The sequence below is a fragment of the Arcicella sp. LKC2W genome (assembly GCF_034931005.1).
GTDB lineage: Bacteria > Bacteroidota > Bacteroidia > Cytophagales > Spirosomataceae > Arcicella.
Genome location: NZ_JAYGIN010000069.1, coordinates 1 through 1444 on the forward strand (window position 1 = coordinate 1; position 1444 = coordinate 1444).

A 1444-nucleotide genomic window follows, 5' to 3' on the forward strand; every position below is an offset into this window, starting at 1 on the left:
GCCAATTTATCTCCTTCTTTCTCTTTCATCAGCCTTCTAAAATTTAAAACAGTATTTCGTACCTTCTTGATGATGGGATTGTCTTCTAATAATTTTGCTAAATATGCCCTTGGTAACTCCTCTGACCAATCTTTACGGAAAGTGCTTAACCAGATACTGAGTTGTTTCGACGAGTAGTATTTTACTTTCACTGCATTTGGCAAATACTCTATGATTGTTTTAGGATAGTTTTTTACAAGGTCATACACCAATTTAATATTGTGTTTGAAGCCTTGTTCTTTAATTTCTTCAAACAGAACTTTTACCTGTTGCTCTCCTTCTTGCCAACGTTTGATGAGATAGTCTTCAAAATCAAGAATATTACTCTTTTGACGATTAACTTTTGGGAGAAATACGGTTCTATTCCAGTATCTATCGATAGTGTTACGAGACATTTTGAGTATTTTAGCCATTTTACGTTTACTAATTCCCTCACACTGCAATTCCTTCATTTTTAGGAAGTTATCGTAGTATCGACCCGTTATTACAGTATCTTTTTTAGCAATTTCTATTATTTCTGGCACTATACTTTCTAATACTAATTGTTGTTGGTCACTCAATTCAGTAGAAATATCTCTCAAACTTTCACGCTGAGTATTCAAAAATCCTTCAAAACCTTCGGTAAGGTTTTTCAAAATATGCCAACGACCAGCTATTTGTAAGATGTTACCATCTGCTTCCGTCGTGGCACTCGCATAGGTTGAAGAGCGATCTCGGCTAACCGTTTCAATGGATGGATACTGTTTCAGCCAATCTGTGAGGGTTTTACCCTCCCTATCAGGTAACATATCTATCACTTCATTTTTTTCTAAATCAACGATTATCGTCCCATACTTCATTCGCTTTTTAAATGCCCAGTCATCCACACCGATGATTTTAGGCAATTGAATGGCTGGGGTTGGGCATTTAATTACTAACCTAAGAATGGTCGAAGCACTAATTTTTACGTAACAAAGTTTACCGATGCGTTGAGCGACATTACCCCCCAATTCAAGCCCAATTGAGGTTATTAACTCGTTGAGGCGTTCAAATCGTCTTGAATAAGCGTTAAGTTGCTCTTTAAATCGTTCGGTAAAAATCTTACGGGAACAGTCTATATTGTCACAAAAGAACTTGCGAACTTGAAGTTTTAACTTGGCAAGTTTACCAGAAACGGGCAAATCTCCAATCGTTCGTGCATATCTACTATGAATTTTGAAGCTAATGGTCTGACACAAAGGACAACAACTTGAGATTTGACAACTGCACACCTCGAAATCAATATTTGTGGTAGTATTATGAAATTTGAGTAAAGTAAAATCCAGTTCAGATGGCAAAAATAGTGATTGTTTCATCCGCCAAAACTAAGCTAAAAATATAGTTTTCACCAAAATTGACGAAGAACCTTTTTAAACGCAATACTCAT

General features: G+C 36.1%; 1 protein-coding gene. It reads right to left on the bottom strand.

The features are described from left to right. Positions 1-1373: ISL3 family transposase (locus VB796_RS23695; RefSeq protein ID WP_323349072.1), on the bottom strand; the 1373-nt coding region annotated here is incomplete at its 3' end. Positions 1374-1444 lie beyond the last annotated feature (71 nt).